This is a genomic window from Nonomuraea insulae (assembly GCF_042656245.1).
On record NZ_JBHSPA010000136.1, the window covers coordinates 126038 to 149835 of the forward strand.

Here is a 23798-nt window from a genome sequence, read left to right on the forward strand (position 1 = left end):
AGGAGGGAGCTTCCGTGAGTGATCAGCATGTTGCCGTCGTCAGTGGCGGCTCTCGCGGGATAGGCAGGGCGATCGCGATGGCGCTGGCGGCGCGAGGCTGCCCGGTCGCGGTGGGATTCCAGGAGTCGGCCTCCGCCGCGGCGCAGGTGGTCGAGAGGATCACGGCGTCCGGCGGCCGGGCCATCCCGGTTCAGGCCGACGTGGCGGACGAGGACGCCGTCGCGGCGATGTTCGACACGACGGAGAAGGCCTTCGGCGGGGTCGATGTGGTCGTCAACTCGGCGGGGCGGCTGTCGCTGTCCCCCATCGCCGAACTCGACCTCGACGATCTGGACGCCCTGCACCGCACCAACATTCGCGGCGCCTTCGTCATGGCGCGGGAGGCCGCGCGTCGCGTGCGCACCGGTGGCGCGATCATCACCCTTTCTACCTCCGTGGTCGGTCTGCAGTTCCCGAACTACGGGGCGTACGCCGCCGGCAAGGCAGCCGTCGAGGCGATGACGCTCGTGCTCGCCCGCGAAATGCGCGGGCGGGACATCACGGTCAACGCGGTCGCGCCCGGCCCGACCGCCACCGAACTGTTCCTCGACGGCAAGGACGAGGCCACCGTCGAACGGCTCGCCAAGCAGTCGCCGCTGGAGCGGCTCGGCACCCCCGAGGACATCGCCGAGGTCGTCGCCTTTCTGGCGAGCCCGGCGGGGCACTGGGTCAACGGGCAGGTCGTACGCGCCAACGGCGGAATCATCTGATTACCGGCGCGCGACAGGTCCTCGATCGTCGCCGACCTCCTGTCACCCTCTCCGAATTCCCACCACGAAAGGAATCCCGCATGCCATTCGCCAACCTCAAGGTGCCTGCCGGCACCCTGACCCCCGAGTCGAAGAAGAGGCTCATCGACGCCGTCACCGACGCCTATGCCGACGTCTATGGAGAACGAGCCAGAGCCACCGCCCTGGTTCTGCTGGAGGAGGTTCCGGACGGCGGCTGGGGCCTGGGCGGCAATATCCTTACCGCCGAAATGCTCGGCCGAAGCTGACCCGTCCGGGGCCGGGCCGAACCCCCCAGCCGGCCCCGCCCCGACCCAGTCCCGAGGCCCGGCACGGGTTCAGTCGCCTTCGCCGTTCGTGACGGAGCCGGTCTCGGCCGAGCGGTAGCGCAGGCCGTCGACGAGCAGGGCGATCATGCGCTGGGTGTAGCCGGGGTCGTCCGGCGCGACGAGGTCTTTCACGGCGTGCAGCAGGTCGTACGGAGGGATGTCCGAGCGGATGTCGCCGGAGGCGGCGGCAACGTCGAGGAGCCGGGTCACGACGGGGACGAAGCGCTCCTCGAAATAGCCGGGCAGGCTCTCGTAGGCGGCGTCGCCGGAGTGCAGGGCGGTCTTGAGACCGCGTTTGCCCGCGACGAACTGGGCGAGGTGCTGCAGCCACCGCGTGAGGGCCTCGACCGGTTCGTACTGCTCCGAGAGGGCGGGGGCGGCCTCGACGCAGGAGTCGAGGCCGTGGCGGAGAACGGCGGTGATGAGGTCCGAGCGCTGCGGGAAGTGGCGGTAGAGGGTGCCCGCCCCGACTCCGGCCTTGGCGGTGATCCGGCGCACGGGGGCGTCCACGCCGTCGGAGGCGAAGACCTCGGCGGCCGCGGTGAGCAGGGCGTCCAGGTTGCGCTGGACGTCGGGGCGTACGCGGCGGGCGGCCGGTTCCCCGGCGGGGCGGTCGGACATGCGGCGGGTTCCCCCTTGCGTTTGCGCTTCGGAACAGTGTTCCGTATTGTCAGCGCTGAACGGTGTTCCGCTTTTAGTCTAGCGGCCCCACATGAGGAGAAGCATGCAATATCGCACCCTCGGCAGGACCGGCATCAAGGTCAGCCCCTACGGACTCGGCGCACTGATGCTCGGCGCGCCCATCGGCAACCCCGACCACGACGACTCGATCCGCATCATCCACAAGGCGCTGGACGCGGGGGTCAACCTCATCGACACCGCCGACGCCTACTCCCAGGGCACGTCCGAGGAGGTCGTCGGCAAAGCGCTCAAAGGGCGTCGTGACAACGTCGTCCTCGCGACCAAGCTCAGCCGCCCGATGGGTGACGATCCCAATCAGCAGGGCAGCTCGCGGCGCTGGATCATGACCGCGGTCGAGAACTCGCTGCGCCGCCTGGGGACCGACCACATCGACCTGTACCAGATCCACCGGCCGGACCCCGACACCGACATCGAGGAGACGCTGTCCGCGCTGTCGGACCTGATCCACAGTGGTAAAGTCCGGGCGATCGGGTCGTCCACGACGCCCGCCTCCGACATCGTCGAAGCCCAGTGGGTGGCCGAGCGGCGCGGCCTGGAACGCTTCCGCGCCGAACAGCCGCCCTACTCGATCCTCAACCGCGGCATCGAGACCGAGGTGCTGCCGGTCACGCGACGCTACGGGATGGGCACGCTGGTGTGGGGCCCGCTCGCGCAAGGAATGCTCACCGGACGCGTCCGCAAGGGGCAGCAGACCGACCTCGTCCGCGCCACCATGCCCTTCTTCAAGGTCTTCGAGAACGAACTTCGGCTCGACGCCGTCGAACGGCTCATTTCGCTGGCCAAGGAGGCGGGCCTGCCGATGACGCACCTCGCGATGGCGTTCGCGATCGCTCATCCCGGCGTGACCAGCGCGCTCATCGGGCCGCGCACGATGGAGCACCTCGACGACCTGATCGCCGGCTTCGACGTCACGCTCACCGACGACCTGCTCGACCGGATCGACGAGATCGTTCCGCCCGGCACCGACGTCGGCACCCTCGACCAGGCCTACCTGCCCCCGGACCTCCTGAGCCCGGGCCTCCGCCGCCGCCCTATGAGCGAACGCACCGCCGCCTGACCTGTCCGATCAGGCGGTGGCTTCGGTTCGTGCCGCCTGGCGTACGGACCGAACACCGCTCGGAGTACCACCGGCCTGGGCGAGCAGGCTCAGTGCTGCCGCTGACCCGGTGCCGGCCTCGGCGGTCACCACGACTATGCGCTGGCCGTCCTCCTGCGGGACGTTCAGGGTCTGGAGGTTGAGCCGCATGCTGCCTACGAGCGGATGGTGCATGCGGTAGGTCGCGAGGTCCCACTTCCTGACCCGGTGCTCGGACCACATGCTGGCGAACTCCGGGCTCTTCATGGTCAGTTCGCCGATCAGCGCGGCCAGCCGAGGATCGTCCGGATGTTGCCCGGCGGCGAGCCGCAGTTTCCCCACCACGTCCCTGGCCTTCTTCGGCCAGTCCTCCCTGTACAGGTCCCGCGTGTGCGCGTCCAGGAAGACCAGCCGGGCCGTGTTCGGACGCTGGTCGGGCTGATTGGGGATGTCCGGGTCAAGGTGTCCGGCGAACAGTGCGTGTCCCGTACGGTTCCAGGCCAGTACGTCGCTGCGGCGCCCGAGCACGATCGCGGGCGCGTCGCCGAACGCGGCGAGCAGTTGCTGGGTCGTGTCTCCCGCTCGCTCCGGCGCGGACCTGCGCCGGGTATCGGTGCGGCGCGAGGCGCGGGCCAGGTCGTGCAGGTGGGCCCGCTCCACCTCGTCAAGATCGAGGGCACGGGCCAGCGCGTCCAGCACCTCCGGTGACGCGTTGAGCGAGAGCCCCTGCTCCAGGCGCGTGTAGTAGGACAAGCCCACCCCGGCGAGCTGCGCCAGTTCGTCACGGCGCAGCCCCGACACGCGACGGCGCTCTCCGAAATCCCGCAGTCCCACGTCCGCCGGCTGCAACTGCGACCGGCGCATCCGGAGAAACTCCCCCAACCCCGACTTCTTGTTCATACGCCAAGTATCGAGCACTGGGACGCCAGACAGCCTGCCCCTGGCAGGGGCAGGCAGTGAACGGCCGGCGGCAGCAAACTCGAAGCCACGAGCAGAACGCAGGGCGGCCCCGGAACAGGAAACTGGCGCGGGACGGCCGGCGTCATCGGGCCGGAGCCCGGTACGGCGACTTCGCCGTCCACGCGGCGCCTGCTGCTGCTCGACCCAGCTCACTTGGACACGGCATCACGCACACGTTGTCCGGCGCACCGGCCGGACCGCGTCTTTGGAAGGAAGTAGAACGCCCCATGAAGCTCCAGCGCTCCGCGGCCACCCTGGCCCTCGCCACCATGACGGTCCTCGGCACCACGCTGGTCGGCACCACCAGCGCCCTCGCCGCTCCCGACCGGCACGCCGCCATCACCTTCGACAGCGCCCGTCAGGCGGCGCCCGTCGTCGAGGCCAAGGGGCCGAGGGTCTTCCCCCACTCCGCGGACTACCACCCGGAGTCCGGGAAGTTCGTGACGGGTTCGCTGGCACACAGCACCATCTCCTCCGTCGACCAGAAGGGGAGGGTGCGCACCATCATCGAGGACAAGAAGCTGGTGTCCGTGCAGGCCGTGCGGGTGGACACCAGGGGGAACAGGATCCTGGCGAGTAACGTGGACTACGGAACGGCCGACCGCTCCACACCCGCCACCAAGTTCAAGGTCGCGGGCGTCGCCGCGTACCAGATCGGCAGCGGACGCCGGCTCTGGTACGCCGACCTGAACAAGGTCGCCAAGGACGACAAGCAGCATCTCATCGCCGACGTGACGGTCGCCCCGAACGGCACGGCGTACGCCGTCGACCAGCTCTCCTCAACGATCTTCCGCATCGACCGCTCCGGCCGGGCCTCCGTCCTCCTGCGCCACAAGCTGCTGGCCGGGAACGTCGACGTCCCGAACTTCCTGAACAACGTGGGCATGAGCGCCGTCGCATGGATGCCCGGCAACATCCTCATCGTCGCGAAGGCCGACGGCACCCTGGTGCGGGTGCCGGTCGACAGCCCCAAGAAGGCCGCCAAGGTCAAGCTCTCCAAGAACCTCAAGGCCCTCACCGCGGGCATCCGGGTCCTGCCGGACAGGTCGATCGCCGTGGTCAGCAGCGGACTGCTCAGCGGGAAGGCCGCCGTCGTGCAGCGGGTTCGCCCTGACCGTCAGTGGAAGTCCGCCACCGTCTCGACCACCGACACCGTCGCCGACCCGGTCACCAGCTCCGTCACGGCCGGCCCCCGTGGCGCGACCTACGCGCTCAGCGGCGGTCTGGCCGCCCTGCTGGCCGGCAAGCCGAACGACGGCTTCACGCTGCGCCCGGTCGACGTGCGCTGACCCGCACTCCTGGTCGGACACGGTCGACGTGCGCTGACCCGCGCTCCCGATCGGACACGCCTCTCTCCCCGGGCCGGTTCCGCAGAAACACCGGCCCGAACTCCCCCACCCCACCGTCTTCCCGGCACCCGCGAAAAGGAAAACAACATGTCCGAGCTGTACGCCACCGAAGCCCTGTCGACCGGTGACGGCCGCAACGGCCAAGTCCGCTCCCTCGACGGCGTCCTGAACGAGTCCCTCGCGATCCCGAAGGAGCTGGGCGGCCCCGGCGGCGACAAGACCAACCCGGAGCAGCTCTTCGCCGCCGGATACGCCGCCTGCTTCCACAACGGGCTCCGCCTGGTCGCGAAGGGGATGGGAGTCGAACTGCCCGAGTCGACCGTCCACTCGAAGGTGAGCCTGCTCCCGACGGAGACCGGCGGTTTCGCCCTCGCCGTGTCGCTGACAGCGCACCTGCCCGGCCTGGAGCAGCCCACCGCCGACGAGTTGGTAAAGGCCACACACCAGGTGTGCCCGTACTCCAACGCCACCCGGGGAAACGTCGAGGTGACCCTCAAGGCCATAGTCCAGCAGGGGACTCGGACGGCTGACGCCCCCTGAGAGACTCAGCGTCAGGACGGACCGAGGACGCAGAACTCGTTACCCTCCGGGTCGGCGAGGACGATCCATGGGACGTCGCCCTGGCCGAGGTTGACGTCGGTGGCGCCGAGCGCGCGCAGCCGGGCCACCTCCGCCGCTTGATCGTCACCGGGGTACGGCAGCAGGTCGAGATGGACGCGATTCCACACGGTCTTCACGCCGGACGTGCGGAGGAACTCCAGATACGGCCCGACACCCTTGGCGGAGCGCAGCCGGGCATGATCGTCGGTGACCTCGTGCAGAGTCCAGTCCATCGCCTCGTCCCAGAACCGGGCCATGGCCCGCGGGTCAGCGCAGTCGACGACCACCGCGGCGATCGGCCCGGTGTCCCGGTAGATCTCCCGAGGCTCCAGCACGCAGAACACGTTGCCCTCCGGATCGGCCAGGACCGTCCACGGCACGTCGCCCTGGCCCACATCGGCGGGCGTCGCACCCAGCTCCTTCAGGCGCGCGACCAGCTCCGCCTGATGGGCGGCAGAGGTGGTGGCAAGATCGAGATGTACGCGGTACTTCACAGTTTCTGGGTCCGGGACGGTGACGAGATCGACGTAGAAGGCGTCGGGGTCCGGCCAGGCGAAGCCCTCGGGTTCGAGGTTGGTCACGCCGGGCCCCTCGCTGGAGACACCCCAGCCGAGCGCCTCCGCCCAGAACGCGCCGAGCGCCGAGTCGTCCCGAGCCTTGATATTCACCTGAACAAGCCGCAGCGCCATGCCGCCAACCCTATGCCCAACAGATAAACCAGAAAGAGAAGCCTGAGGAGGGGGCGGTATGCCGCGGGTATATCGGCCCACGTCGATCGCCGGAATGTCACACTTCCTTGGCTGGCAGACCCTCACCCACGCGCAGAACCCGCAATATGCCGGTATGGGGGCATCGGCCACGCCCGACTTCAATGCCGACGGTGTGGGCGACCTCTTCTCGGCCGCCAGGCCCAGCACGAGGTTCATCGCGATGTTGATCAGTGCCTTACCGGTGTGGCCGGCGGCGAGCAGCTTGTAGGTGTCGGTGCTGAAGGTGCTGAACGTGGTCAGAGCGCCGCAGAAGCCGGTACCGACCAGGGCGAGCACGGTGCCCGGCAGGGCTTGGCGGGAGGCGATGCCCATCAGCAGGCCGAGGATGGCCGAGCCGATGATGTTGACGGCCAGCGTGCCCCACGGCAGGCCGGTCCCGGCCCGCCTCCCGACGAAGGCGTCCACGAGGTAGCGGGTGGGCGCGCCGATCATGCCGCCGACGAAGACGACCAGGACGAGAACCATCGCAGGCGCCTGCCCAGGGGGATGCCGGCCCAGACGGCGAGCAGACCCAGAACGACGCTGAGCACGAGGTAGACGGCGGCCCACCCGGGCGAGCCGCCCACGGTGAGCTCCCGGACGCCGTCCACGAGGTGGGAGAAGGTGGTGAAGCCGCCCAGGAACCCGGTGCCGAGCAACATCTTGACCGGTTGGCGGTGCAGCGGATGCTTGGTCAGCTCGCTGGTCAGCAGGCCCATGAGCAGGCAGCCCACGACGTTGGCATCACTTGACCTCTCTTCCGAAGAGAAGTGATCGGCCGAGGTGGAGCAGGAGACCGCGAGCACGTAGCCGATCTGCCGGCTTTCCAGGAAGCGGCGCAGTGGCCCATTGTCGCCGTATGCCTCATCGGCGGTCACCCGGCCGAACGGCACGCCCGCCGCGAGTGCCCGTTCGACCATGGCGTGCATCAGCGGCTGAACGGGTTCGCCATGGTCAGCCTCTCCACCGGCGTTCGTGCGGCCGCCGTCACGGGTCCGCGCTACACGACCCCTATCCGAAATCGACGAAACCGGTGGTTGCGCCGATCGTCTTGCTGTTCCGCGTCTGCAGTATGTACTGAAACTGCCTCCCCGGTGAGTGGCCGGTTGCCGCCTTGGTGGTCTTCCAGCCTCCGCGGCAGCCGTTGTTGTTCTTCGCTTCGAACCATGCACCGGACATGAAGTTGGGCCCATACTTATCGCACTTAGTGTCCTTTGTGCTGATGGCGAGGTAGTCGCGCGCGCCGATGCTTATGCCACTGGCGTACCGGACCGTGCAGTTCCGCCTCAAGAGGCCGCTCAGCTTCGCGCCCGTGATCGTCTTGCTGAAGAGATGGTCTTTCTGCATGCACGCCGAGACACTGATGATGGTGTCCGCCGAGGCCGCCGGCGCACCGACGACGAGTCCGGCCACCATCACCACAGCTCCGGTCATCACTCTGAGCTTCATGTGTGATCACTCCTTCTGTCAGTTGCAGGAGTAACCGTAGGGATGGCCGGTATAGGGCAGGTATGTCGCTAGTGCCGCGTCCTCACTCAAGGCCGCCGTCTTTCAGCAAGGTGCTGCGCACCGCGGGCCTGATCGACGGCGAACGCCGCGGCACCTGGGTCTACTACCGCATCCTCCCCGAGGCGGTGAATCGGCTGGGCGCCCTCTTCACCCCGCTGACCGCGCCCGGCAGGCCGGGGGACATCGAACTCCTGCCCGTATAACCCGACGCCCACGACAGGCCGGCAAGACGCCGGTCAGGGCTGGATGTTCTCCAGGTCCTCCAGCAGGCGCGGGTGCTTCGGCTCCCAGCTGAGCGCCTGCCGGGTGTGGGTGCTGGAGGAGGGCTGGTCGCTCGCGAAAATCGGGCCGAGAGGGCCGTAGGTCTCCGATGGCACGGACTGGACCGGCAGGCCCAGCCGTCGGCCGATGACCGCGGCGATGTCACGTACCTTGTCTCCCTCGTCGGCCACGGCGTGCCAGGAGCTACCGGCCGGCGCCGACTCCAGGGCGAGCCGGAAGAGGACTGCCGTGTCGAGCGCGTGCACGGCCGGCCAACGCTGTGCGCCGTCGCCCGGGTAGCCGGACACTCCGCTCCGGCGTGCGATGTCGGTCAGCAAACCGGCGAACCCGCCGGTGCCCTGGTTGTGAACCGTGCGCGGCAGGCGTACGGCCGTGCTCCTGACCCCGCGCGAGGCCAAGCCCAGGACCGCCATGACCGCGCGACCGCGACCACCGACCGGCCCGTCGGTCGGCAGCGGGTCGGCCTCGGTGGAGGCGCGGCCCGGCGCAGAGGGCGTGCCCGAGGCGGTGACGAAGGGGCGGTCGCTGCCGACGAGCTCCTCGCCGAGGGTCGCGAGGGCGGCGCTTTCCTCGGCGACCGCCTTCGCGAGGGCTTCCGGGCTGCTGAAGTCGTTGGCGAATGCCAGGTGGATCACGCCGTCGGCCTGGGCGGCACCGGCGCGGAGGATGTCCAGATCGGTGAGGCTCCCCCGGAGCGGCTCGGCGCCGGCCGTCTTGGCGGCCAGCGCGGAGGCGTCGGAGCGGGCGAGCGCGAGGACAGTGTGGCCGTGGCCGAGCAGTTCGGCGACGACGGCGGAACCGATCAGACCGGTGCCACCGGTGACAAAGACGCGCATGGAACTCTCCCCTATGCGATGGGACTCTTGTCCCATCACTCTAACAGGGTGACGGGACAAGAGTCCCATCACGTATGATGGACCCATGGGTCGGTGGGAACCAGGGGCGCGCGAACGCCTCGTCGTGGCCGCCGTCGACCTGTTCACCGAGCAGGGATACGACGCGACGACGGTCACGCAGATCGCCGAGCGCGCCGGGGTCACCAAAAGCACTTTCTTCCGGCATTTCCCCGACAAGCGCGAGCTGCTGGTGGCCGGGCAGGAGACGCTCAGCCGGCTGCTGGCCGAGGGGATCGCCGAGGCGGCCGGTGACGCCAGCCCACTTGAGGCGGTCGCCGCCGGTCTCGAGCGCGCATCGAGCGCGATGGGCCCCATGAATCGTGTGCTCGCCCCTCGCCTGAAGGCGGCCGTCGCCGCCAGCGCCGAGCTTCAGGAGCGTGACGCCCTCAAGAGCGTCAGCCTCGCGGCCGCGATGACCAGTGCTCTGGTCGCCCGCGGCGTACCCGATCCAACCGCGGCTCTTGCGGGCGAGCTGGGCGTCCTCGCCTTCAAACGGGGGTACGCCGAATGGTCCGAGGGCGACCGTGACCCCGAGGACGAGCTCGCCGGTTACATCCTGGCGGCCCTCGACGAGCTGCGTGCGGCGAGCGCATCGCTGGGCTGACCGGGCCACCTCACCCGCGCATCGACCCTCGGCCCGCCGAGAGCCCGTTCAGCCGGGTGACGATCAGGTAGGCGAGCGCCGCCCCGAAGACCACCAGCGCGGTCCAGACGTTGAAGCGCAGCCCCAGGAGGAGAGGGGCGGGATCCACGCGCAGCCACTCGATCCAGGCGCGGCCGGTGGTGTAGGCCGCGGCGTACAGAGCGAACGTCCGGCCACGGTCCAGCCGGAAGCGCCGCTCGGCCCAGAGGACGAGCCCGGCCACACCCAGGTTCCACAACGACTCGTAGAGGAAGGCCGGGTGGTAGGTGGCCGTGGATTCCATGCCCGGCGGTCGGTGGGCGGCGTCGATCTCCAGTGCCCAGGGCAGGGTGGTCGGTCCGCCGTACAACTCCTGGTTGAACCAATTGCCCCAGCGGGCGATCGCCTGCCCGAGTGCGATCCCGGGCGCGACGGCGTCGGCGAAGTCGCGCAGCGGAATGCCGCGCCGGCGGCAGGCCAGCCACGCGCCCAGCGCGCCGCCGGCGACGGCGCCCCAGATGCTGATCCCGCCCTCCCAGATCGCGAAGACGCGCAGGGCGTCCCTGCCGGGGCCGAAGTACTGCTGCCAGTCGGTGGCCACGTGGTAGATCCGCGCACCGATCAAACCGAACGGCACGGCCCAGGTGGCGATGTCCCCGATCGCGCCACGCTCGCCGCCGCGGGCGGTCCAGCGGCGCTGGGTGACCCAGATGCCGACGACGACGGCGAGCACCATGAGCAGGGAGTAGGCGCGGATGGGCAGCGGGCCGAGGTGCCAGACGGCTTGGGGCGGGCTGGGGATGGCTGTCACACCGTCGAGTCTGGATCCGGTGCGGTCGCGCGCACATCGAGCGGGACACCGATCTCCGGGTCAGTCGACTGGTTGATGCCGGACCGGCGGGTGGCTGATTATCGTCGGTGTTGTGGAGTCCTGGGAGCGGTCCCGACGCCGGTGGCAGCACGCCTTCTTCGCCTCGTGGCTGGTGCTGACCTCCGCCGGGCCGCTGATGGAGGTGGGTCAGGTCCTGCCGGTGGCGCTCGTGGCCGGGCTGGCCGCCTGGTACGCGGTGTGGTTCGTGCTGCGCACGCCTCCCGCGGGTGAGGTGCCCCTGCCGTACGTGGCCGGTGGCGGGCTGCTCTGGCTGGGGCTGTTCGCGATCGATTCGTCGTTCATGGTGGTCTGCCTGAGCGTGCTCGTGCCGTACTGCCTGGACGCCATTCGCGTCGGGCTGGTCGCGGTGTTGTCGTGCGCCGGGGGCTGGTTGTGGCACAGCTACCACGAAGGCGGGTCGATCACCTGGACCGAAATCGCCATCACCGCGCTGATCGCGATCAGCGCGGCCACCTCGGTCGGGTACTTCTCTTCGGTGGCCAGGCAGAGCGCCGAGCGCAAGGAGCTGATCGACCAGTTGCAGGCCGCCCAGGAGGCGCGGGCGGCGGCCGAGCGGCAGGCGGGCGTGGCCGCCGAGCGGCAGCGGCTGGCTCGCGACATCCATGACGGCCTGACCCAGGGGTTCGCCAGTGTGGTGATGCTGCTGGAGGCGGCGCAGGAGGGGTCGCCTGACGACCGGCACCTGACCCAGGCGTTACGGGCGGCCAGGGAGAACCTCACGGAAAGCCGCCGCGTGGTACACGCGTTGCGGCCCGGTGAGCTCGACGACGGCGGCCTGCCGGAGGCGCTGCGGCGGCTGTCGGGCCGGTTGTCCGACGAGACCGGGATCGACGCGCACACCGTGATCACCGGGACGCCGCTGCCGCTGGACGCGCACAGCCAGGTGGAGCTGCTGCGGGTGGCGCAGGAGGCGGTCGCCAACGCCCGCCGCCACGCCCATGCCGGACAGGTCACCCTGACTCTGTCGTACATGGAGGACCTGGTCGTGCTGGACGTCCACGACGACGGCGACGGCTTCGATCCCGAGCGGGCCGCCGCCGGCCACGGCCTGTTGATCATGCTTGAGCGGATGGAGCAGCTCGGCGGCACGCTCCTCGTGGAAAGCGCGTCCGGGGAGGGCACCACGGTCGTGGCGAGCCTCCCGGCGGTGGCGCGATGACCGCGCGGGTCACGATCCGGGTCCTGATCGCCGACGACCACCCGGTGGTCCGTGACGGCATCCGGGCGATGCTCGGCACCCAGGACGACCTGGAGGTGGTCGGCGAGGCGGTCTCGGGCTCGGACGCGGTACGGCTGGTGAGTGACCTGCGACCGGATGTCACGCTGATGGACCTGCAGATGCCCGAGCTCGACGGCGCCACCGCGATCAGCCGGATCCGCGAGCACGACCCCGGCGCCAGGGTGATCGTTCTGACCACCTATGACACCGACAGCGACATCTCCCGTGCCATCGACGCCGGAGCGATCGGCTACCTGCTCAAGGACACCCGCCGCGAGCAGCTGTTCGACGCCATCAGGGCGGCGGCCAGAGGGGAGAGCGCCCTGTCGCCGGCGATCGCGACCCGGGTGTTGTCATGGGCGCGCCCCGACGCGCCCGGCGCCCTCAGCGGGCGGGAGATCGAGGTCCTGGGCGCGGTCGCCAAGGGGATGAGCAACAAGGCCATCGCCGCCCACCTGTGCATCAGCGAGGCCACGGTCAAGACCCACCTGCTGCACATCTTCGCCAAGCTCGACGTCGACGACCGCACCGCCGCCGTGACCGTGGCGGCCACGCGGGGGATCATCCGCCTGGGCGGCTAGGACAGGTCTTTCGTGTACGCGGGGTCGTCCGTCGCCATGAGCTGACCGACCGGCGCTCACGCGAAGCCCGGTCCCCTCGTGTCAGAACCCGCCGACGCCGACGCTCACGAGAAGCCCCGTCCCCTCGCGTCAGAACCCGCCGCCGGACACCGGTCGCCGCAGCCGCATGCCTTCCACCGGATGCCCTGGCAAACGGCGCGTACGCCCGTACGGAAGCGCATGTCGGACAGGCTGACAACACCGATCTTCTTGCGGACACGTGAGGGACATCGACAACGTTGGACTCCGCCGCACAGGAATCACCTGAACCAGGAGTACCAATGAAGCTGCCCTCATGCGCCGCCACCCTCATGGCGGCCGCCCTGTTCACTTCGCTGACCGGAGTGGCCGGGGCGTCGGCTGAGGTCCTTCCGAGCATGAACATGGAAGCTACTGTCAAGGCGGCCCAGATCGACCCGCGGCGGCCCGACAGCACGTTGACCCCGGGCGCCAAGGCCGGTGTGCTCCTCGTCGAGCAGGCGCTGCGTGACCGACGTCTGCTCGACGCGAAGTGGGTGGACGGTTACTTCGGCACCACAACGGTCACCGCCTACGCGAACTACCAGAAGTCGCTCGGCCTCACGGGTATCGACGCCAACGGCCTGCCGGGCAAGACGTCGCTCACCAAGCTGGGCGCCGGCCGCTTCAAGGTCACCGGCGTCATCGATCCGGGCGCCCGGGTGTCCACCGGCGGCTTCGTCATCAACACCCGTACACGAAACATGCTGGCGGAGGCCAAGCGGCTGCTCGGCCGCGACCTCAAGCTGGATCAGGGTTCTTACAACCCCGGCGGCGACCCCACGTCCGCGGGCACCCACGACGGCGGCGGCGTCCTCGACATCTCGGTCAAGGGGATGAATTCCACCACCCGCACCGGGGTCGTCCGCGCGTTGCGCCTTGTCGGCTTCGCCGCCTGGCTGCGCAACCCCCAGCAGGACAACTGGCCGTGGCACATCCACGCCGCCGCCATCAGCGACACAAGCCTCTCCGGCCAGGCCCAGCACCAGATCGGTGACTACTACCTCGGCCTGAACGGGCTCGCCGGCCGGGGCCCGGACGACGGCCCGAAGGTGACCATCCGTACCTGGGAGGAGTATCAGCGCCGCTGACTCCGCCGAAACCCAGGCTCCGCAGACCATCCCGAATCTCAGATTCCGCAGACAGAAAGAGAACAGCTATGCGAACGCTCACCAGGATCCTCTCCGCGGCGACCGCTGCGATGGCGCTCGGCGGAACGGCCCTCGCCACCGCGGCACCCGCCTCGGCCGCGGACCGCGACGGCATCTGCCAGACCGGCGAGTTCTGCTACTACTTCAACAGCAACAACCAGGGATCGGTCTCCGACTTCACCGGGTCCGTCGCCGACTACTCCACCACACAGCCCACCTGCTACGACTTCAAGAGCACCGGCGCCGGCAAGGGCAAGTGCATCAAGAACTCCGCCGCCTCCGCCTGGAACAACAGCACCAAGACCGTCCGCGTCTACTTCAACAGCGGTTATACCGGCACTTACCAGGACTTCGCCCCAGGCGCCAAAGCCAACCTGAACTCCACGCTGAAGAACCAGAACGCCTCGCACCAGTTCAGCCCGTCGTCGTCGACGCGCAGCGCCATGTCGTTCTCGCTGTACAAGGCCACCGGCAGGATCACCTGCGGCTTCGACGGTTACACCTCCACCGCCGGCCGGCACGAGGGCATCGACATCGCCCGCGGCGTGGGCTCGAATGTCACTTCCCTGGTGACGGGCCAGATCATCAACGTCGTACGCGGATCCACCGGCAGGGCGGGGCTGTCCACGATCGCCATCTACCTGGCCGCGTCGAACAAGACGGTGATCTACCTGCACTCCGCTCCGCTGTCCTCCTTGCGCGTGGGCCAGCAGGTCAAGCGCGGCCAGGTCATCGCCACCGAGTCGTGGCATGGCGTGTCGAGCCGGGGATCCGCTCACACCCACGTCGAGATGCGCCCCGGACGGCAGACGCGCGCGTCCAAGAGCGTCGGCGACTCGCATCTGGACAACCCGAACCCGACCTCGTTCTGGACCTCCCAGGGCTACAGCATCCGATAACGCGTCGCGGCCTTCAGCAAGAAGAGGAAGACAACTGTGCCTTTACGAACTGTCAGGCTGATCTCGGGGCTCGCCGCGATGGCGCTCGGCGGGACGGTCCTCGCCACCGCGTTACCCGCCTCGGCCGCGGACCGCGACGGCATCTGCCAGACCGGCGAATTCTGCTACTACTTCAACAGCAACAACCAGGGATCGGTCTCCGACTTCACCGGATCGGTCGCCGACTACTCCACCACCCAGCCCACCTGCTACGACTTCAAGGGACCCGGCGCCGGCAAGGGCGAGTGCATCAAGAACTCCGCCGCCTCCGCCTGGAACAACAGCACCAAGACCGTCCGCGTCTACTACAACACCGGCCATACCGGCACCTACCAGGACTTCGCCCCAGGCGCCAAGGCCAACCTGAGCCCCACGCTCAAGAACCAGAACGCCTCGCACCAGTTCCTGAGCTCCTCCACACCCCCGGCCGGGTGCAAGACCGACGGCACGGACACCAAGCTGCCCACGACGATCCTCGTCTACCGCAAGTCCCTCGATCGTGTGGAGCGGATCGAGTTCAAGACCTACGTCAAGAACGTCCTGCCCAACGAGTGGGTGTCGAGCTGGCCGAGCGAGTCGCTCAAGGCCGGGGCGATGGCCGTGAAGAACTTCGGCTGGTACTGGGCGCTGCACTCCAACCGCAAGACGGCGAGCGGCCAGTGCTTCGACGTCTACGACCACACGTCGAGCCAGGTGTACAAGCCCGGCTCCGCCAAGGCGGTGACCAGCGCCGCGGTGGACGCGACCTGGGGCACCCGGCTGACCCGCAGCGGGAAGATCTTCCGAGCCCAGTACTGCTCCACGACGACGGCGTGCGGCAACTGGGTCACCGGCGACTGGATGTCGCAGAACGGCTCTCGCGACAAGGCCAGAGCGGGCTGGAGCTACTCCAGGATCCTCAAGTACTACTACACGGGGATCGTCCTGAGCTCCTGAACCCCTGAGATTCCCCGCCGTGTCACGCACGGCGGGGACTTAGAGTCCGTCGACGATGATCTGGAAGTTGATCGGCCGGCTGCCGGGGAACGCGACCTCTCCCGAGGCGTCCACCATCTTGAAGCGCACGTAGCACAGGCCCGGCTTCCTGGGCGTGGTGATGACGGTCCGGATGTCGACTGTCTCGCCAGGTTGCGTGTCCTTGATCGGCACGTCGGAGATGGTCTGGCATTGATCGGCCTGCTGCGTGGAGTCGAGGCGACGCAGCGAGTAGCCCTTCCACGGCACGGCCCCGGCGTTCTTGAGCCGCCATACCTTGGTCATGGTCTCGCCGGGACCGACGCGTGTGCAGTCGGCGAGCGTGACATCCTCGATGAACGCGGCCGCATCACCCTTGTGCAGCGGCGGGGCCGAAGGCGGGTTGGTCACCCGCACCGGGCAGTCGGCCGGGGGCGACGCGGCGATCGATGGGCTGCCGGTCGGGTGTCCGTCGGGCCCTGAGCCGCGATTGAGGACGACCACGACGAGGACCGCTGCCCCCACGATGACAGCCGCTGTTGCTAACGCGGCCGGGCGGGTGAACCATAATTGCCCTCTGCTCCCCGGCGCGGGGACCTCGGACGGTGTGGGCACGGATGCCGAGCTCTCGCCGACCGGCGCTGGTGACCCGATGTCCACGGTACGAAGTTCCACGGAGCCTGCGAGGCCATCGGACGAACGGCCGGCTGAAATGCCCGCGCGGATCGGGGATTCCCCGGCGCCCGACGATCTGACCGCCAGGTTCGCTCTCTCCCAGCGGGCGCGATAGGCGGCCGGGTCGGCGTTACACACCTTGACGAACTCGACGGTGGTCTCCCAACTCGGGAGCCGGTTACCCTTAGTGGCTTCGTGCAACGTCGTGTGAGAAATCGCCCCCGACCTGCCGGACATCTCCCGGAAAGGTGGATTACCGACCGCGTTGCGCAGTTCCCGCAGGGTCGCCGCGAAATCCTCGACTATCTCCGCCCGTGCACGCCTTTCGTCCACCGTGTGAAGGTAACAGCACCCACGGTCCTCACTCAACTCGAACCGGAATCGGCGCGATGCCCGGCGAGACGCGCGCGGGTGGACCTGGTGGGGCTTGTGCCGATCCTGGTGGGAGACTGTCAGTTCAACGCCGATACAAAATGGACTTCGCCGAACTGCACAAGTTCTGTCACGTCAATATGCGGGCCACACAGCGCCGGCCTTATCTTCGTGACGAATCACCGGGCATTCACTGCTTATAAGGACAGGGTGCATGTCCGCTATTCTGGTTATTCTGTGCGTTCCGTTTGTCCTGCTCACCCCCAGTTGATCAACGAGGTCCGGGCAATTGACGGCGGCGGACCGCGAAGCGTTCCACCGCGAGCGTGCCTCCGTCGAGGCGGGACGCCGAAGCCGTAGCGGTACTGTCCGCGGACCTCCGGATCGTCGAGTCGTGCGTAGCGGCCGACGTCGGCGGTGAACAGGTACTGCCAGGCGCCGCCGGCCGCCACCGCGTACGCGGTGAGCTCGTCGCGGTGCAGTACGCACGCCAGCCGGGCGTTGGGCCCGGGATAGTCGATCTTCCCGTCGAGCTGGACGACGCGCTGGGTGGTCAGCTCACCGTCGACCCTGACGTCCCAGCCGGTGCGCTTGCGCCGGTGGTTGTACCAGACCATCAGGTAGTTCCCGGCGTCCTTGACCAGGCCCGCGAACAGGGTGTCCTGGGTCGGCGCGGCGGTCTTGGCGTACGAGCGCTGGCTGACGACGATCGCGGCCGGCGACGCGTCCGCGACGACATCAGAGCGCAGCAGCGCGAAGGCGGCGGCCCCATCGGCGGCCACGGTGAGCGCGCCACCGGCGGCCCGCACCGTCCCAGGGCGTCCCTCAGGATCCGGCGCCAGGACGGTGAATCCGGAAAGCCCGCTCGGGAACTCCCGCTCCAGCACCAGGTGCGGGAAGTTGTCCGGCGTGGGCTGCGGTGGCAGCAGGTCGACGTCGCGCAGGTGCGCGTCCAGGGCCGCCTGCAGCTGTCGTGTCTCGTCGGGCCGCCGGTCGGCGAGGTTGTCGGCCTCGCCGGGATCGGCGAGGAGGTCGTACAACTCGCTCTGCCCGTCGTGCAGATACCGCAGCAGCTTGTAGCGGCCGCGGCGGACCGAGGCGGTGGGCGCGCCGGGGTTGTGCCAGTGCGGGTACACCCAGAACAGGTCGGTACGCTGCGGCGCCGTGCCGCCGGTCAGCAGGCCGGCGAAGCTGACGCCGTCGAGGTGTTGTCCCGGTGCTCTGGCGACGTCGGCGGTGTCGAGCAGGGTGGGCATGAAGTCGACGGTGCTGAAGGGGGTGTCGACGACCCGCCCGCCGGGCCCTGCCGGGTGGTAGGCGATCATCGGTACGCGGACGCCGCCCTCGTACAGGGTCGCCTTGGCGCCGCGCAGCGGGCTGCTGGTCGCCACGCCGCCGTCGCCGCCGTTGTCCGACAGCAGCAGGATGACCGTGTTCTCGGCGATGCCGAGCTGTCGCAGCGTGTCGCGGATCATTCCGACACCGTCGTCGATGACCTCCAGCATCGCGGCGAGAACCGGGTTCTTGCCCGGCTCTCCGGCGCCCGGCTTCGAGGCGTACTTGTCGACCAGCGGCTGCGGTGCGGCCAGTTTCGTGTGGGTGGCGTAGTGCGACAGGTAGAGGAAGAACGGCCGCGTCTCGCCCTCGGCGCGGGTGATGAAGTCCACGGCCTCCAGGTTGAGCCGGTCGGTGAGGTACTCGTCCTCCCCACACGCGGGCAGATCCGGCAGCATGAAGTAGGGGTGGAAATAGTCGCCGTCGGCGATGTACTTCTGCTCCGAGGCGATGACGTCGGTGAAACCGTGCGACCACGGGTTTCCCGGCCGGTCGCGCACCGCGCCGGTGTAGGTCTCGCTCAGGTGCCACTTGCCGATCAGCCCGGTGCGGTAACCGGAGTCGCGTAAGGTCTCCGGCAGGGTCTGGTGGCTCGTCGGCAGGAAGTCGTCACCGGCGGCGCCGAGGAACTCGGTGATGCCCACGCGCGCCGGATACTGCCCCGTCATGATGCTGGCCCTGGTCGGCGAGCAGACCGGTGCCGCGGAGTAGCCGGCCTCGAACCTGATCCCGTCCGCGGCGAGGCGGTCCATGTGCGGGGTCTCGTTGAACGTGTTGCCATAACAGCCCAGCTCCCGCCGGGCGAGGTCGTCGATGAGGACCACGATGATGTTGGGCTTCGTGGCGTCGTCCTCGAGGACGCGGGAGAACGCCGCCGGGCCGACCGCGCCGCTCAGGCCGGCGGCGGCCAGCCCCCGCAGTACCGTGCGCCGGTCCGGCATCGATGTTGTCATCGCGAGGTGACCTCCCGGTCTGGTCGCCGACATCTTTGACACGCCGATGTCAGGCCTCGGAGGCTATCAGCGTCAGTGTCGGAGGCGTCCGGCGCACTTTGGAGTTTCGCTGCGTGCAATGAATGCTTGCGGCGTTGGCCTGCGGTAACCTCAAGGAATGTCAGCCTCGCCCCGGTCATATCACTCTCCACGACGCGAGCGGGATGCGCTGAGGACCCAGCAGGAGATCCTGCAGACCGCTCGCGAGTTGTTCACCACACGCGGTTACGCCCGGGTCACGATGACCGACATCGCACGCGTGGCCGGAACTGCCGTGAAGACCGTGTACGCCAGCGTGGGCACGAAGGCCGATATCCTGCACGAGCTGATCGCCTTCGACATGGGCGACTCCGCGTCCACCGAGACCCTTGAGAAACTGCGCGACGCTACCGGTCTCGAATCGGCCATCGCATTGGTGGCACACGGCACCCGAGCCGACAACGAACGATCCCAGCACATGGTCGACCTGTTGTACTCATCGGTGGCCGGCGACGACGGCGCGCGAGAAACGTGGCAGCACGTGATCACGGAATATCGTCGCGCGCTGCGGGAGGCCGCGGAGCTCATTGTCGAGAAAGGCTTCCTCGCCCCGCGCTTCACGGTCGAAGGCGTGGCGGACCGCCTGTGGTTCTGCTTCGGGCTGAGCGCCTGGCGGACTCTCATCATCGACTGCCAGTGGACCTACGACAACGCGGAACACACACTCAGGCGCCAAGCCATCAGCATGCTCACAGAGCCGTGACCTGAGCCTGTCATCCGCCATTCGCTCAGCGTGCGGCCTGCGCGGCGACGCGCTGGATGGCCTTGACGGCGACATCGGCCTGTTCGAGGTAGATGTAGTGGCCGCTCTTCGTGACGGTGGTCAGCTTGCTGTGGCTGGACAGCGCGAGCCACTTGCGCTGGCCCGCGGACCACGCCTGCTCCAGGCGCTTGCCGTACGTGGGGATGGCCCCGAGGTACTGCTTGCCGTGCTTGAGCACCGCAACCGGGATCTTCCCGGCAGAGCGCACCTTCCCATCGGTGATGACGAGCTTCTCCGGGTTCTGTCCTGCGAAGATCGCGAGGTTCTGTGCGCGGACCTGTGCCGCGGGGCCCTTGGCGGACTTGGGGATCACCCTCGTGATGTCGGCGACCATGGTGGAGGGTGTGGCGTCCATCAGGACCAGCCCCTTGACCCTGTCCCGATGGGCGGGGGCGTACCTGGCGGCGATGATGCCGCCCAGCGAGTGCCCGGCCAGGACGACGGGGCCGTCACCGGCGACGCGGTCGATCACCCCGGTCAGGATCTTCCCGGTGCTGGAGAAGCTCTGCGGGCCCTTGGGCTTGTCGCTCGCGCCCGCGCCGAGCCGGTCGTAGGAGCAGACCCCGTTCTTCTTGCTCAGGGTCTTCTGGATGGGGGCCAACTTCTCCAGCGAGTCGCCCCCTCCGTGCATCAGGATGATGACCGGCTCGCCTTTCTCCGGGCGGCCCGAACAGGACACGTTCACCAAGTGGCCGGCAATCTTGATCTTCTTGGTTCCGGAGGTCGGGTCGGCTTTCGTCCTGGAGGCGAAGGGGTCCCAGTCCGCCGCGTTGGGCGCGAAGGGGTCCCACTCCTCAGCCGAGGCGGCCTGGGCGCCGGCGATTCCCGTACCGACGACGGTGCAGCACAGGGCGGCCACAACGGATGCCTTCATCTTGCGGAGCATGAGGTCCTCCAGGGAGAGAAATTCGGGAAGCGGCCGAAGCGCTGCCCCGTATGCCGATAACGCTATGGAGTCGGCACCTCATGAATCGTCACCGCACAGTGGACACTTGCCGGTAGCTCGCACGGGGGACAAGCGAGCCCGAACCGGCACGACCGCTACGCTCTCCCGATGAGCGATCTCCGGCGGATCCCGGACCTGTGGCGGCGACTCGACGTCACGGTGCGGGATCTCCCACTCGCGCTGCTGTTGATCGGAGCATCGTTCCTGCCGGTGCTCCGTGGCCATGAGACGCAGGTCGGCGACCTTCCCGCGCGTCCCTTCGACGCGCTGGCCGCCGTGGTGCTCGCCCTGATGTGTCTCCCGCTCGCCCTGCGCCGGCGGTGGCCGGCCGTGTCCCTCGCCCTGGTGTCGTCCGGCTTCCTCGTCGCAGAACTCTGCAGTTACCACCTGGTCGCGGGCACCGCACTGCCCATGGCGCTGCTCAGCGCGGGCGCCCATCTGGAACGCCACCGGCGCACCGCCGCGGCCGTCCTGTCCGCGGTGTACGTGGCCCTGGCGATCGTGCTCGACCGGCTCGGCTCGCCCGAGGGCCTGGACGGTTTCCTGACGTTCTACGTGCTTTTGGTCGTCGCGTGGGGCATCGGGGGCTGGCTGCGCTCCACCCGGGCCGCCGAGGCCGAACGCCGCCGCCACGTCGCCGAGGCCACCCGGGCCGCCGAACGCACCCGCATCGCCCGCGAACTCCACGACGTGGTGACCCACCACGTGACCGCGATGGTCGTCCAGGCCGAGGCGGCCCGCTACCTGACCGCCGCCCCCGATCGCCTCGACACCACCCTGAGCGCCGTCACCAGCACCGGCCGCCGCGCCATCACCGACCTACGGCACCTGCTCGACCTGCTCAACCCCGACCACGACACCGACGTCAGACCACCGGCCCCCGGCGAACTGCACACCCTCGTGGAGCAGACCCGCCAGGCCGGCCAGCCGGTGGAGTTCACCGAAGAGGGCAACCCGGCGGAGTCGGCCGGCAGCGCCGAGTTCGTGATCTACAGGGTCGTGCAGGAATCCCTCACCAACGCCCTCAAATACGCCCACGGCAGCCGCACCGTAGTCCGCGTGCGCTACGGCGAGAAGGAGACCATCGTGCAGGTCGGCACCGACGGCTCCGGCTCACGCACCGCCTCTCCCGGCGGCAGCGGCCGGGGCCTGGCCGGGCTCCGCGAGCGGGTCGACGCCCTGGGCGGCGAATTCAGCGCGGACCGCCGAGCGGGCGGCGGCTTCCTCGTACAGGCGAACATCCCCGCGGGGAGCACATCGTGAACGCGAGGCCTGAACCCACAGCAAATCACCAAGATCACGTTATTGTGCGGGGCGTCCGTAAAGCCGCCACAGGAGCCGCTCTCTTCATGTCGAACGCAGCAAAGGTCGTCTTCCAGCTCACGTCACCGGAGCGGCTGTCGGAGTCGTCCTCGTGGGTCATGTGCTGACGCGCTTGCACGTGACCCTTTAAGGTCTACCTCCCGTATCCGCGCTCCCTATATGCTCCCAGGGCCCGATTTCATTCCGTTTACAGCGAATTCGGATCAACTCTCCTTACCCTGGCCAGAGCGAGTAAGGAGCACGAATGGTTCGCCAGGACGAGAGCGACACTCCGGCCATCCGCGTTCTCGGGCCCTTGGAGGTCGGCATCGCGGGCCGCGAGGTGAACGTGCCCGGGCGCAACGGCCCCTGGCTGCTGACGGGGCTGGCCCTCGGCAGCGGTCGTCCCGTGCCGGACGACCAGCTGATCGAATGGGTGTGGGGGCCTGCGGGTGCGAGCGTCGGCGCGCTGCGCACGGGGGTCTCGCGCGTCCGCACCTGGCTGCGCGACCAGACGTCACTGCCCGACATCATCGAGCTGACCGCGCACGGCTACCGGCTCGACGTCGGGCAGGTCCGGCTGGACGCGGCGCGTTTCCAGGTGCACGCACTGCGGTGTGTGCTCATCCCCTCGGCGCGTTTGGGAAAGTGGGTACGTGGAGTACGCCGTACAGGTTGAGATCGCGCCCGCCGCACACGCGCCGGAGCTGGATGCGTTGCAGTGCCATGGTGTGGACGCGCTGCTGGCAGACGGACTGAACGGCGTCGAACGCCTCCCTTTTCCCGATGGGGGCGACGTCGAACTGATCGGTTTCCGGATCGCCACCCATCCCCGGGGCGCGCAGCTGGCCCTGGTGGTGGAGACCTCGACGTTGGCACTCGCCGAGGACGGCGTGCGTCGGCTGATCGAGTCCATCCTGGAACGCGACGAGCCGCTCGCGGACTGGCGGGTGCTGCGTTGTGCGGTCGAGCTGAGCAAGGAGGCCTTCCAGGCCGGGCTGGACGCCGCCCAGGCCGAGCCGGCCGACGAGCCGGCCAAGAGCGGCAAGCCTTCGGAGGAGGTCAAACGGCCGGCGTCCCGGTTCAACGAGGCCCGGCTGACCGAGATGCGGGCCTGGCTCGTCGCCGCGGCGGCCGGGATGAAGGCGTTCGGCCCCGAGGACTTCGGCTACCGGCCTGACGTGCCGGAGCGCGGCCTGACCTGCGAGGAGAGCGCGACGCTGGCCGCCGGGGCGTTGATGGCGGCCACGAACATCCTCATCGACCACGTGCTGGACGACGCCGAGACGCTCGCCGCCGAGGACGCCACCGCGGCCGACGACCCCGGCCTGATGGCCCTGCACAGCCTGCCGCCTCAATACGCGCTGCGCTACGACGCCGGCTTCGCCCGCAAGTTCGCCATCGCGGTCGTCAGCATCACCGCTCGCCTGACCGACGACACCTGGCGGCACCCGGCCTGCGTCGCCGAACAACTCGCCCTGCGGCTGCTCATCGAGGAGGCCAAAGCCGTTCTCGAACTGTACGAGCTGATGGACGAGGACGAGGCCGAGTCCGTCTACGAGCGCTTCACCTGCAGCGCCTTCGGCGACGTCGACCACGAGATGCTCTACGACCCCGAACTCGACGGCATCGACGAGCTGCCCGAGGCGGGTTTCCTGCGCATCGCGCCCTTGGGGTTCGCCTCCTGGTTCGCCCCCTTCGACCAGCGGGGGCGCGTGCATCCGTACCTGCAGGACGAGTGA

Annotated in this window: 26 protein-coding genes and 2 pseudogenes; 16 read left to right on the plus strand and 12 right to left on the minus strand. The window is 68.9% G+C overall.

The features are described from left to right. Positions 1–14: 14 nt before the first annotated feature. Positions 15–749 carry an SDR family oxidoreductase gene (locus tag ACFPZ3_RS69620; RefSeq protein WP_379525265.1) on the plus strand — a complete coding sequence of 245 codons (735 nt, stop codon included), beginning with the start codon at positions 15–17 and terminating at the stop codon, positions 747–749. An 80-nt stretch (positions 750–829) separates the two neighbouring features. After that, complete coding sequence (locus tag ACFPZ3_RS69625; protein WP_379525266.1) at positions 830–1036, plus strand: 4-oxalocrotonate tautomerase family protein; 207 nt, start codon at positions 830–832, stop codon at positions 1034–1036. 69 nt (positions 1037–1105) lie between these two features. Here the strand turns inward: ACFPZ3_RS69625 and ACFPZ3_RS69630 are convergent, their stop codons facing one another. Beyond that, the gene (locus ACFPZ3_RS69630) at positions 1106–1717 is read right to left on the minus strand and encodes a TetR/AcrR family transcriptional regulator (protein ID WP_379525267.1); all 612 of its coding nucleotides are present in this window, start codon (positions 1715–1717) and stop codon (positions 1106–1108) included. Positions 1718–1820: 103 nt separating this feature from the next. On the opposite strand from ACFPZ3_RS69630, the gene ACFPZ3_RS69635 reads away from it, so the two are divergent. Next, a complete protein-coding gene (locus tag ACFPZ3_RS69635; RefSeq protein ID WP_379525268.1) occupies positions 1821–2855 on the plus strand; it encodes an aldo/keto reductase in 1035 nt (344 codons plus the stop codon). A 9-nt stretch (positions 2856–2864) separates the two neighbouring features. On the opposite strand, the gene ACFPZ3_RS69640 is transcribed toward ACFPZ3_RS69635, so the two are convergent. Continuing rightward, a complete protein-coding gene (locus ACFPZ3_RS69640) occupies positions 2865–3773 on the minus strand; it encodes a helix-turn-helix transcriptional regulator (protein WP_379525269.1) in 909 nt (302 codons plus the stop codon). Between the two features lie 287 nt (positions 3774–4060). Here ACFPZ3_RS69640 and ACFPZ3_RS69645 point away from each other — a divergent pair, with 287 nt between their 5' ends. Together ACFPZ3_RS69645 and ACFPZ3_RS69650 are read left to right on the plus strand one after the other, a co-directional pair. Next, positions 4061–5122: a hypothetical protein gene (locus tag ACFPZ3_RS69645; RefSeq protein ID WP_379525270.1), complete on the plus strand. Its 1062-nt coding sequence runs from the start codon at positions 4061–4063 to the stop codon at positions 5120–5122. Positions 5123–5269: 147 nt separating this feature from the next. Then, complete coding sequence (locus tag ACFPZ3_RS69650) at positions 5270–5722, plus strand: organic hydroperoxide resistance protein (protein WP_379525271.1); 453 nt, start codon at positions 5270–5272, stop codon at positions 5720–5722. Between the two features lie 11 nt (positions 5723–5733). Here ACFPZ3_RS69650 and ACFPZ3_RS69655 read toward each other — a convergent pair whose 3' ends face one another. From ACFPZ3_RS69655 to ACFPZ3_RS69670, 5 genes and pseudogenes are all read right to left on the minus strand, one after another. Then, positions 5734–6471, minus strand: coding sequence for a VOC family protein (locus tag ACFPZ3_RS69655; RefSeq protein ID WP_379525353.1), 738 nt, complete (start codon positions 6469–6471; stop codon positions 5734–5736). Positions 6472–6741: 270 nt separating this feature from the next. Continuing rightward, a pseudogene (crcB, locus tag ACFPZ3_RS69660) lies at positions 6742–7017 on the minus strand (fluoride efflux transporter CrcB); the annotation flags it as partial. Then, entirely contained in the window at positions 6981–7337 is a 357-nt protein-coding gene (locus tag ACFPZ3_RS69665) for a fluoride efflux transporter FluC (protein WP_465263612.1), read from the minus strand. The gene ACFPZ3_RS69665 and the pseudogene crcB, both read right to left, overlap by 37 nt. Beyond that, positions 7317–7463 (minus strand): annotated as a pseudogene (locus tag ACFPZ3_RS70450) (transposase); the annotation flags it as partial. The pseudogene ACFPZ3_RS70450 and the gene ACFPZ3_RS69665, both read right to left, overlap by 21 nt. Before the next feature lie 79 nt (positions 7464–7542). Further along, positions 7543–7980, minus strand: coding sequence for a hypothetical protein (locus tag ACFPZ3_RS69670; RefSeq protein ID WP_379525273.1), 438 nt, complete (start codon positions 7978–7980; stop codon positions 7543–7545). A 110-nt stretch (positions 7981–8090) separates the two neighbouring features. Here ACFPZ3_RS69670 and ACFPZ3_RS69675 point away from each other — a divergent pair, with 110 nt between their 5' ends. Continuing rightward, positions 8091–8243, plus strand: a complete 153-nt coding sequence (locus tag ACFPZ3_RS69675; protein WP_379525274.1) for a hypothetical protein — start codon at positions 8091–8093, stop codon at positions 8241–8243. Positions 8244–8276: 33 nt separating this feature from the next. Here the strand turns inward: ACFPZ3_RS69675 and ACFPZ3_RS69680 are convergent, their stop codons facing one another. Further along, positions 8277–9158 carry an SDR family oxidoreductase gene (locus tag ACFPZ3_RS69680; protein ID WP_379525275.1) on the minus strand — a complete coding sequence of 294 codons (882 nt, stop codon included), beginning with the start codon at positions 9156–9158 and terminating at the stop codon, positions 8277–8279. An 85-nt stretch (positions 9159–9243) separates the two neighbouring features. Here ACFPZ3_RS69680 and ACFPZ3_RS69685 point away from each other — a divergent pair, with 85 nt between their 5' ends. Continuing rightward, positions 9244–9822, plus strand: coding sequence for a TetR/AcrR family transcriptional regulator (locus ACFPZ3_RS69685; RefSeq protein ID WP_379525276.1), 579 nt, complete (start codon positions 9244–9246; stop codon positions 9820–9822). Positions 9823–9832: 10 nt separating this feature from the next. Here the strand turns inward: ACFPZ3_RS69685 and lgt are convergent, their stop codons facing one another. After that, positions 9833–10651 carry a prolipoprotein diacylglyceryl transferase gene (gene lgt / locus ACFPZ3_RS69690; protein ID WP_379525277.1) on the minus strand — a complete coding sequence of 273 codons (819 nt, stop codon included), beginning with the start codon at positions 10649–10651 and terminating at the stop codon, positions 9833–9835. A 112-nt stretch (positions 10652–10763) separates the two neighbouring features. On the opposite strand from lgt, the gene ACFPZ3_RS69695 reads away from it, so the two are divergent. The 5 genes from ACFPZ3_RS69695 (at position 10764) to ACFPZ3_RS69715 (ending at position 15614) form a co-directional block, all read left to right on the plus strand. Next, positions 10764–11891, plus strand: a complete 1128-nt coding sequence (locus ACFPZ3_RS69695) for a sensor histidine kinase (protein WP_379525278.1) — start codon at positions 10764–10766, stop codon at positions 11889–11891. Continuing rightward, entirely contained in the window at positions 11888–12532 is a 645-nt protein-coding gene (locus ACFPZ3_RS69700; RefSeq protein ID WP_379525279.1) for a response regulator, read from the plus strand. Before ACFPZ3_RS69695 ends, ACFPZ3_RS69700 begins: the two co-directional genes overlap by 4 nt. A gap of 320 nt (positions 12533–12852) precedes the next feature. Beyond that, complete coding sequence (locus ACFPZ3_RS69705; RefSeq protein ID WP_379525280.1) at positions 12853–13680, plus strand: peptidoglycan-binding domain-containing protein; 828 nt, start codon at positions 12853–12855, stop codon at positions 13678–13680. A gap of 68 nt (positions 13681–13748) precedes the next feature. Next, on the plus strand, positions 13749–14639 hold the full coding sequence (locus ACFPZ3_RS69710) for a peptidase inhibitor family I36 protein (RefSeq protein WP_379525281.1): 891 nt from the start codon (positions 13749–13751) through the stop codon (positions 14637–14639). Between the two features lie 36 nt (positions 14640–14675). Next, positions 14676–15614 (plus strand): SpoIID/LytB domain-containing protein, encoded by a 939-nt coding sequence (locus tag ACFPZ3_RS69715; RefSeq protein WP_379525282.1) that lies wholly within the window; start codon positions 14676–14678, stop codon positions 15612–15614. 39 nt (positions 15615–15653) lie between these two features. Here the strand turns inward: ACFPZ3_RS69715 and ACFPZ3_RS69720 are convergent, their stop codons facing one another. Continuing rightward, the gene (locus tag ACFPZ3_RS69720; protein ID WP_379525283.1) at positions 15654–16157 is read right to left on the minus strand and encodes an NBR1-Ig-like domain-containing protein; all 504 of its coding nucleotides are present in this window, start codon (positions 16155–16157) and stop codon (positions 15654–15656) included. Between the two features lie 779 nt (positions 16158–16936). After that, positions 16937–18967 carry a sulfatase-like hydrolase/transferase gene (locus ACFPZ3_RS69725; protein WP_379525284.1) on the minus strand — a complete coding sequence of 677 codons (2031 nt, stop codon included), beginning with the start codon at positions 18965–18967 and terminating at the stop codon, positions 16937–16939. A 157-nt stretch (positions 18968–19124) separates the two neighbouring features. On the opposite strand from ACFPZ3_RS69725, the gene ACFPZ3_RS69730 reads away from it, so the two are divergent. Next, positions 19125–19748: a TetR/AcrR family transcriptional regulator gene (locus ACFPZ3_RS69730; RefSeq protein WP_379525285.1), complete on the plus strand. Its 624-nt coding sequence runs from the start codon at positions 19125–19127 to the stop codon at positions 19746–19748. A 25-nt stretch (positions 19749–19773) separates the two neighbouring features. On the opposite strand, the gene ACFPZ3_RS69735 is transcribed toward ACFPZ3_RS69730, so the two are convergent. Continuing rightward, positions 19774–20682, minus strand: coding sequence for an alpha/beta fold hydrolase (locus ACFPZ3_RS69735; protein ID WP_379525286.1), 909 nt, complete (start codon positions 20680–20682; stop codon positions 19774–19776). Positions 20683–20862: 180 nt separating this feature from the next. Here ACFPZ3_RS69735 and ACFPZ3_RS69740 point away from each other — a divergent pair, with 180 nt between their 5' ends. The 3 genes from ACFPZ3_RS69740 to ACFPZ3_RS69750 all read left to right on the plus strand — a co-directional run bounded on the left by ACFPZ3_RS69740 (position 20863) and on the right by ACFPZ3_RS69750 (position 23798). Then, positions 20863–22017, plus strand: coding sequence for a sensor histidine kinase (locus tag ACFPZ3_RS69740; protein ID WP_379525287.1), 1155 nt, complete (start codon positions 20863–20865; stop codon positions 22015–22017). Between the two features lie 304 nt (positions 22018–22321). Continuing rightward, positions 22322–22735: an AfsR/SARP family transcriptional regulator gene (locus ACFPZ3_RS69745; protein ID WP_379525288.1), complete on the plus strand. Its 414-nt coding sequence runs from the start codon at positions 22322–22324 to the stop codon at positions 22733–22735. Further along, positions 22713–23798, plus strand: coding sequence for a hypothetical protein (locus tag ACFPZ3_RS69750; protein ID WP_379525289.1), 1086 nt, complete (start codon positions 22713–22715; stop codon positions 23796–23798). The genes ACFPZ3_RS69745 and ACFPZ3_RS69750 overlap by 23 nt, the downstream gene beginning before the upstream one ends.